The organism is Mesorhizobium sp. M7A.F.Ca.CA.001.08.2.1, from assembly GCF_003998455.1.
Lineage (GTDB): Bacteria > Pseudomonadota > Alphaproteobacteria > Rhizobiales > Rhizobiaceae > Mesorhizobium > Mesorhizobium ciceri.
Window position 1 is genome coordinate 1 of sequence record NZ_RZPW01000224.1, and the last position, 8,424, is coordinate 8,424.

Here is an 8,424-nt window from a genome sequence, read left to right on the forward strand (position 1 = left end):
ACATTGGCCTTCTTCACGTCGCTGATGATCTTCACCAGCAGCATCCAGGCCACGAAGATGATCGGGAGAATGATGACAAATCTGATCATGCGACACCCCTGCTCGAAGCGATTGCACCCTTCCCTAGATGTAGGAAGCAATCCGGCGGTTTTCAGGATGCCCTCGCCGACGGCCCATGCGGCATGCCGGGAAAAAACGGAGTTTTGTCTTTACTGGCGCAACAAATATGCTAACCGGAGCGCCGTGCCCTTGTAGCTCAGCTGGTAGAGCAGCGGTTTTGTAAACCGAAGGTCGGCGGTTCGATTCCGTCCGGGGGCACCAGAAACATGCCGTTCGTCACGGCTGGTGTAACCGCTGCAAAGCTGAAGACATTCTACCCGGGTGGAAACGCTGAGCGGGATGCCACCTTGGTCGGTGGTGTTGTTGGAGCAGGCATCGACGTCGCGCTCACACACAACGTGTTCTTGCGCGGCGAATACGACTTCTCCTTCTTCGGCAAGAAGTCGCTTGAATATTGTGGCGGCGGATGCACGCTGGAACACACGCTTCAGACGCACGATTTCCGCGTCGGCATCGCGATGAAGTTCTAACTGTTCAGCGCGTCTCCGACTTTGACGCCCTCCGCGGGAATGGCAAGACCAAGGTCCAGCTTGTGAACGGCATTCCGCGGGCGCAATGTCGCCACGAACCCGACGGCTAGGGGCCTGGATCGCAAATAGTTTGCCGTTCAGGCCCTTCGTTCGTTCGGGACCATGCCCATCTGCGCGCCACCCCTTCGTATCAAACCGTACGTTGAATCCTTCTTGGGTCACGCGTGACAAGAGAGTAAATAAATCCTTTCGCAGGAAGGGAGGCCGCGATGGCAGAAACGCATATAGAAGTCGCACGCGCGGTTATAGAAACCAGCTTTCGGTTGCGGCACCATTCCCTGGCCGGAACTGCCTCATTTCGCCGTGATATGGACCACTCCCGACGCGCAATCGAGGCCTCGCGCGAACTGCTCAAGCGCCTTCGCCAACGTCATCGCGATGACATGGCCCGGGAGGGAGATCCGGAGCCAGGTCCTGTTGCCGTCTCGGCCTTCGATGCCGACATTCTCCGCTCGGCGTTTCGAAACCTGGTCAGGGAAACAGGCGTTCCCGAGTGTGAATGGCGCCACCTGGCTGAAAGCTTGGTCCGCGAATATGTCGGGTGCGAGCAGGTTGACGTTGGCTTGTTGGACTGGATTACCCACAAGTAGTCAGCGGTATAAATTGCGTACCAACGCAAAACAGCCCGCCCCGCCCACATTGCCGGTGACACGAAACGGGCTGCGGAAGCCCGCATGCGATGCTTCCTGCAATCCAACTTTGGGCGAGTACGGATGTTCCGTTAGTTTCTGCTGAAAGGCGGTACATTCTGCTGCCGTGGCCATTCGACAGTCACTGGTAGGGTAGACCCGCCGCTCCATTTGCGAAGCGACGGGCTCTCGCCCACCCCATACCTGTGAAAGCAATTTAGATGCCAAACTTTTGACCCGTTATGGGGCACAGCCGTCGCCTTGCCAGTCGGTCCTACCAGTGCCCTCTCGTCGCTCTGCCTCGACATTGATAACCATGTACATCATGCCGGCTCGTTGGCTGCGATCACAAATTGTCGGATTCGTACGAAGCAGAGTTCTGTACGATTCCAACCCTTTAACTTTGTACACCCCTGTTTTGTAATTCGGCGGCTGAGGGGACGCCGCGCATCAGGTCGCATTTCACTGTCAATCGCGCGCCAGAGGGCGTATATTTTTTAAATCGTCTGCACGTGTCTACGGGCGCAGACGGCAGGGAGATTGGAAAGCTCTTGCCCCAAGCGGGATTGAGCTATGACCAATCCAGAGAACGATTCCTACAGAAACCAATTGTTGCGCAGGCTTGACCCTGGTGACCTGGGGCTTTTGCAGCCACACCTTGAACTGTGTGACCTCGAGCCGAAAATGACCTTGGAGAAAGCCGATTCGGAGATCGAGACGGTGTACTTCCTGGAGGACGGCATCGCTTCTGTGGTCGCGACGGCTTCAGGTAAGGAAGCCGAGGTAGGCCTTGTCGGCTTTGAGGGAATGACCGGTGCCGCGCTCGTGATGGGCGCTGACTATGCAGCGCATCAATGTTACGTTCAGTCGGCCGGCAGCGCTTTCAGGATGGGAACCGAGCCCTTCAAGGAGGCTCTTGCGAACAGCCCAACGTTGCGCCTTTTCCTGTTGCGCTATGTCCACTACTTCCACATCCAGACCAGCTATACGGCCCTGATCAACGCAAAATCAAACCTTGAAGAGCGGTTGGCGCGCTGGCTTTTAATGTGTGACGATCGGGTCCACGGCGAGCGCCTTGCGATCACCCATGAGTTTCTCGCCGTCATGCTTGGAGCAAGACGCCCAGGCGTTACCGTTGGGCTGCAAGTGCTGGAAGGACGTGGTTTCATCTATTCTCGACGTGGCGAAGTGCACATCAGGGACCGCAGCGGACTTGCGGCCTGCGCAAACGGCACCTACGGCAAGCCAGAAGCCGATTACGTTCGGCTAGTTGGATTATAGCGCTCCAAGCATGCCGGACGTAGGCCGCGGTGATCCAAGCACCTGCGCCTCGCGCCAGCAATACAGCCCGTCCCGCCCACATTGCCGGTGACACGAAACGGCTGCGGAAGCCGCGATCCGATGCGATTGCAATCCAACCCTGGGCGCGCACGGATGTCCCGCAAGCTTCATATCCCGTGCGTCAGCACAAGATAAATAGCGGGGACGAGCATCAACCAGCCGCTCAGTCCAAGAACCACCAAGATGGCCATGCGCTCTGTTCGCCTGACAAGGTCGGCAATGTTTTCTCTGTCCGGCAAAGCGACGGAGGCCACAAACCCGGGCGCACGATCATCGTTGCCATTTCCCGGTTGGTTCGCGCTGCCACTCTCATTCGATCTGTGGACCAATGTCATTGTCATCGTTCACCGAAAAGAATCTGAACCGGCCCGTTCTCGGCGCGTGAGCCGGAACGGGCCGAGGCGGGAAATCAGTTAAAATCGAAGGACGACCGAAGGACCACGTCGGCGGTAGCACCGGACGCGACGGCGACCATGCCGCCAATAACTGCGGCAAACCCGTCTCCAGCCCCGCCGGCGGCGGTGGGGACGGTAGTGCCAGTCCCGATGGTAGACTTGCTGCACTTCTGCCTGTGCGTCTTCTTCAAAGGTCTCTGTTTGTGGCGTCTCAAGTTCATCGAGGATGCCGTGTCCGGCCCCTGGAACACCCGCCATTGCGTCAGTTGGGCGGACAGCGCTTGCAAGGGCCGCTGCCCCGGCAACGCCAAACATTGCAGTCAAGAAGGATCGCCGATCCATAATAAACCTCCCAAGGTACATGTGCTAGAAATGCGCCCACGCCTGCCGAATGAGCATGCATGGGCGCACGGTGAAATACAGGACCCGCCAGCCGCCGAAGCAGCTCACGGGTCCTATCAGCGCAGGAAGGGACGTAGCTGCGCCGATCCACGCCATGTCAGCCAAGAACGACCCCCATCACCAGGAAGGTGATGGCTGTTGCGAAAATCGGTGCGAGCAACCATCGCGCCTGGCCGACACTTTTTTCCACTGTTTCTCTCCGAATTGGAGAGACAACAACCTTTAGGCCTAAGCCGTTCCGCCTACTCCCAACGGGTAAGACCATTGCGTTTTCCAACCAGACTTTGGTCCTGCGCAGATTCAGACAGAGGCCCGTATGAGGAACGTTTGGCCTGGCGACGTGTTCGGGTGGCTGGCGCCCAGCCGATCGTGCTGCCGCCAGGTTACAAGAGGAGAAAAACAAATGAGGATGCACCTAAGCAGCGCCGCTGCGGCGCTCTTGCTGTTGGCCAGCGTCGGCGCGGTTGCGGCACAGGATGTGGTTATCACACCGGAACAGGACACCGTCGTGCGCGAATACGTGAAGAAGCAACCCTTGGCTTCTGTGAAGCTTCCGGGGGTGGAGTTGAATGTCGGCACGGCTCTGCCAGACACGGTCGAACTCCACGAGGTTCCCAACGTCAAATACCGCTACACGGTGGTCGACAACCGAACGGTTTTGGTGGACCCGAGCACACGCAAGATTGTGAAAGTCTACGACTGAAACTTCGAACCGGCCAGGCCCGCCGGCAGGGATGCCGGCGGGTTGCGCTCGTCAAATCGCCACTCAATCGGACAAATGAAAATGATGAACCCTGAAGTCGAGACGTCGCAAGCGCTCGTGGCGCGCCTGGTTGATCTCCAGGCGAGAGCGCGGGCAGCACGTATAAATGAGGCCGAAATAAAGACCTTCCAAAAGGTCGCAGCCGTCACGGATGATGGTCGAGGTCGGTCGGCTCAGGATCTGGCCGTTCCAGGTTCGATGGCGACATAGTGGTGCACGAGGTCACACCCCAATCGCCGCCACAAGAATTCGGTTCTGCCCGCGGATCGCCGCGCGCAGTTCCAACATTCCAAGTTGTGCCTTCTTCTACGACGCGCCAGCAACCTGGGTGGATGACCCAACCCTGGTGAAGGTGTTCCGCACCCTGACGGACTTGTAGACGTAGGCGACCCAGAGCCCTATCAGCACAAACGAGACTATGTACGTCGCAAGCGCCTCGCCAGTGACCACTTTCCGAACCGAAACCCCGATCGCGGTGGAGACCCAGATCGCGTCCAGTATGACCGCCACCGGGATTGCGAGCCATTGGATGAGAAACAACGGCTTGAACCGAAGGCTCCGCCTCAGCATGGCAACGAGCACCACAAGCTGAAACACCATGAATGCCAGCAGCAGGGCAACCTCGCCATAGACCACCATGGGTCCATTCGGCACCAGCATGAGCTGGTTGTAGCCATCGCTGGAGGCCCCCAATTCGGCGAGTGTGCGCAGCGGTGACAATGCCTGACCGATAGCCAGCAGCATCAGCCAGCCGCCGAAGCCCACAAGAGCCTCAGGATTCTGCGACGGCTTCGCGGCCGATCGAACAGCAAAGAAAACAGGCACGCCGATCGACAGCAGCATGATCGCCCAATGCCAGATGGAAAACGCCCCCATTTACGCCTCCCCTTTTTATGCTCCCTTAAGTTGTACCAGGTTTTAAATTCAACTCAAGAGGCGAGCGCTGGTGTGAAATGACAATATGCCGAACCGACGATTTTCTCCTGTCTGCTCCTGACTCCCTCACACCCCGATCGCCGCCACCAAAATCCGGTTCTGCCTCCGTATCGCTGCGCGCAGCTCCGGTATCCTCGCCGCGTCGCGTTTCACGAACTCGATGAACATCATGTTCATGTTGTTGAAGATCAGTTCGCCGAGCGCCGCCCCGTCGATGTCCTGGCGCACCAGGCCGAGCGCCTGCAGCCGGGCGATCAGGGCGCGGATCTGTTCGGTCAGCGCGCGGTCGAGCGCGGTGTAGGCCTGGCCGAACGGGCTGTCGGGCAGTTGCGTCGAGATCGCCATTGCCTGCCGCCACATCTCCTTGCTGAGATAGTGCAGCGAGTGCTCGATGTAGATGCCGATCAGCGTATCCAGCGCATCGCCGACATTGGCCGGCGGCCTGGCGACGACGCCCTGCCCGGCATTCAGCACCTCATTGACCTCCAGCGAGACGATGGCGCCGAGGATGTCGCCCTTGTTCTCATAGTAGTTGTAGATGGTGCCGACCGAGACCTCGGCCTGCGTGGCGATCGCCTCTATCTTGGCGCCCTCATAGCCGGCCTCTCGAAACAGTTCCGCCGCCGCTTCGATGATGCGCCTGTGCCGGTCCGCCTTTTGCCTTGCCCGCAATCCGCTCATTCCAGCCTCTTGCCACAAAAACAGAATTGACTCAATTTTAGAATTGGTTCAATTTTTTGCAAGAAGCCACAAAGGCAAGGGAGAACACTCGATGTCCGCTAAAGCCAGCAATCCGCTTTCCGTCCTGAAGACCCATTTGCTCGCTGCTGCCGCAGCCGCGGCGCTGCTGCTTGCGACCGGCGCGCATGCCGCCGACCTCAACGCGCTGATCTGGTGCGACCATGCCGATCCGGCGCTGCTGCAGCCCTTCGAGGAGGCCAATAACGTCAAGGTCAACGTCAAGGAGTTCGAGGGCACCGGCGCCGGGCTTGCCATCGTCGAACAGTCGCAGCCGGGCGACTGGGACGTGATGGTGATCGATTCGATCGACGTGCCGCGCGGCGTCGAAAAAGGCCTGTTCGAGCCGCTGCCGGAAGACAAGCTGCCGCTGGCCGACCTGTTTGCGCAGGTGAAGATGGACGGCTCCACCATGGTCGGCGGCAAGCGCTACGGCATCACCGAAAAGTTCGGCTACAACACGATCGGCTACAACAAGACCAAGGTCGATCCGGCCGACATGCAGTCGATGGCGGCCCTGACCGGCGACAAGTACAAGGGCAAGGTCGCCATCTACGACTACTACCTGCCGGTCATCGGCATGGCCGCACTGGCGATCGGCAAGAAGACGGCCGATCTCACCGAAGCCGACCTGCCCGCCCTCAAGGACGAGCTCTTGAAGATGAAAGCCAATGCCAAGCTGGTCGGCGAAGTGACCGCCAGCCAGACGGCGCTGGCGACGGGCGAGGTCGACATACTGGTCGGCGGCGGCGAATGGGTGACGGCGGGCCTGGCCAAGGAAAACCCGGCGCTGGACTTCTCCATCCCGAAAGAAGGTGCGGTTCTGTGGTCGCAGTCGCTGGCCATGTTCAAGGATTCCAAGAACAAGGACATGGCGCTGAAGTTCATCCAGTACATTATGAGCCCGGAGGGCCAGGCGCGGCTTGCCACCTCCTCCTGCTACTGGGGCATGCCGGCCAACACCAAGGCAGCACTGACCGACGACCAGAAGAAGGTGCTGCGCTTCGACGAACAGCCGGGCTTCCTGACGCGTGCCCAGGCCTATCCGGCGCCGAACGCCGATCTCGACAAGAAGATGCAGGACATGTGGACCGAAATGCTGCAGGCGAAATGAGCCGATAGCGCTCATGAGCTCGGCTGGAAACAACCCCTTGCCCCGGGCGGGCCGTACCCTGCCCCGGGCGAGCTCTGCTCTGCCCCGGGCGAGCTCTGCTCTGCCCTGGGCGCTGGTCACGCCGGCGCTCGGCTGGACGCTGCTGTTCTTCGTGCTGCCGTTCATTGCCATGGGGTTTTCCAGCCTGACGGCGCATGAGGGCGGCGGCTTCACGCTGTCCAACTACAGCCAGTTCTTCACCAACCCTTCCTACTGGCAGGCGATGGTGAACTCGCTTGAGGTGACCGCGATCGTCACCGTAGTATCGGTGCTGCTCGCCTATCCCTTCGCCTGGATCCTCGCCGAACAGGTGCCGGAGCGCTGGCAGCGGCTGGCGCTGATGCTGGCGGTGCTGCCGTTCTGGACCTCCTATGTCGTGCGCTCCTATTCCTGGCTGCTGGTGCTGGCGCAGAACGGCGTCGTAAACCGGGCGCTGACCGGCTCCGGCCTCATCAGCGAGCCTATGCATCTCGCCAACACGCGTTTCGCCACCATCACCGGCTTCGTGCACTTCTTCGTCATGTTGTTGACGCTGACGATCTTCGCCAATCTCAAGCAGCTCAGCCCGAGCTACCGCAAGGCGGCCGCCGATCTCGGCGCCGGGCCGGTGCGAACCTTCCTGCATGTCGTGCTGCCGCTGACCTTGCCCGGCATCATGGTCGGCGCCTTCCTCACTTTCGTGCTGTGCATCGGCGACTACATCACGCCGCAGATCCTGGGCGGCAACAACGAGCTGCTGATGCCGCAGCTGGTGATGATGCAGATCGGCCGGCGCGGCGACTTTCCGCTGGCCTCGGCGCTGTCGATCATCCTGATGGCGGTGGTCACCATCGCCTATCTCGCCTGCGCCCGCTGGCTGAAGATCGAGCGGGCCTGAGATGCGCAGGATTGTCCGCATCGCCTCCTGGCTCTACGCGCTTGCCGTCTACGGCTTCATCTTCCTGCCCGTGATCGTGCTGGTGCTGTTTTCGCTGCAGGCGACGTCGTTCCCGATCCCGCCTTTCACCGGCCCGTCGCTGCGCTGGTACGACGCAGTGCTCTCGGACCCACGGCTGACGTCGGCGTTGGTCAATTCGCTGCTGGTCGCGTCCATCTCGTCGCTCGCCGCCGTGACGCTCGGCTTCCTTTCCGCCTGGGGCTTTGCCCGCTTCGTCCTGCCCGGCTCCGGCCTGCTGCGCGGGCTGATCACCCTGCCGCTGACGGTCAGCTATCTCATCATCGGCATGGGGCTGCTGGTGCTGTTCAACTGGGCCGGCGTACCGAAATCCTTGCTTGCCGCCGGCATCGGCCATGTCGTGATCAATCTGCCGCTGTGCTTTGCCATCATCTACAGCCAGATGGGCGACCACCAGATCAACATCGAGCGCGCCGCGCGCGACCTCGGCGCGCCGGAATGGAAGGTGCTGCTGTTGATCAC

10 protein-coding genes and 1 tRNA gene are annotated in these 8,424 nt (G+C 60.2%); 9 read left to right on the top strand and 2 right to left on the bottom strand.

Features of this window, described 5'->3' with window-relative positions:
• The 6 genes from EN914_RS38720 to EN914_RS15320 all read left to right on the top strand — a co-directional run.
• Positions 1-233: hypothetical protein (locus EN914_RS38720; RefSeq protein ID WP_206527205.1), on the top strand; the 233-nt coding region annotated here is incomplete at its 5' end.
• 12 nt (positions 234-245) lie between these two features.
• Positions 246-321: transfer RNA gene (locus EN914_RS15290), tRNA-Thr, on the top strand.
• A 5-nt stretch (positions 322-326) separates the two neighbouring features.
• Positions 327-590 (top strand): outer membrane protein, encoded by a 264-nt coding sequence (locus tag EN914_RS15295; protein ID WP_024505796.1) that lies wholly within the window; start codon positions 327-329, stop codon positions 588-590.
• A 269-nt stretch (positions 591-859) separates the two neighbouring features.
• The gene (locus EN914_RS15300) at positions 860-1,240 is read left to right on the top strand and encodes a hypothetical protein (RefSeq protein WP_081714474.1); all 381 of its coding nucleotides are present in this window, start codon (positions 860-862) and stop codon (positions 1,238-1,240) included.
• Between the two features lie 612 nt (positions 1,241-1,852).
• On the top strand, positions 1,853-2,560 hold the full coding sequence (locus EN914_RS15305) for a Crp/Fnr family transcriptional regulator (RefSeq protein WP_063168079.1): 708 nt from the start codon (positions 1,853-1,855) through the stop codon (positions 2,558-2,560).
• Positions 2,561-3,820: 1,260 nt separating this feature from the next.
• Entirely contained in the window at positions 3,821-4,120 is a 300-nt protein-coding gene (locus EN914_RS15320) for a DUF1236 domain-containing protein (protein WP_013531386.1), read from the top strand.
• Positions 4,121-4,486: 366 nt separating this feature from the next.
• On the opposite strand, the gene EN914_RS15330 is transcribed toward EN914_RS15320, so the two are convergent.
• Both EN914_RS15330 and EN914_RS15335 read right to left on the bottom strand, forming a co-directional pair.
• Positions 4,487-5,056: a DUF2569 family protein gene (locus EN914_RS15330; protein WP_024503902.1), complete on the bottom strand. Its 570-nt coding sequence runs from the start codon at positions 5,054-5,056 to the stop codon at positions 4,487-4,489.
• A 126-nt stretch (positions 5,057-5,182) separates the two neighbouring features.
• Positions 5,183-5,797, bottom strand: coding sequence for a TetR/AcrR family transcriptional regulator (locus EN914_RS15335; protein WP_024503901.1), 615 nt, complete (start codon positions 5,795-5,797; stop codon positions 5,183-5,185).
• A 91-nt stretch (positions 5,798-5,888) separates the two neighbouring features.
• On the opposite strand from EN914_RS15335, the gene EN914_RS15340 reads away from it, so the two are divergent.
• The 3 genes from EN914_RS15340 to EN914_RS15350 all read left to right on the top strand — a co-directional run.
• The gene (locus EN914_RS15340; RefSeq protein WP_024503900.1) at positions 5,889-6,968 is read left to right on the top strand and encodes a spermidine/putrescine ABC transporter substrate-binding protein; all 1,080 of its coding nucleotides are present in this window, start codon (positions 5,889-5,891) and stop codon (positions 6,966-6,968) included.
• Positions 6,969-6,981: 13 nt separating this feature from the next.
• Entirely contained in the window at positions 6,982-7,884 is a 903-nt protein-coding gene (locus EN914_RS15345; protein WP_024503899.1) for an ABC transporter permease, read from the top strand.
• A gap of 1 nt (position 7,885) precedes the next feature.
• A partial coding sequence (locus tag EN914_RS15350) for an ABC transporter permease (protein WP_127389142.1) occupies positions 7,886-8,424 on the top strand: 539 nt, incomplete at its 3' end.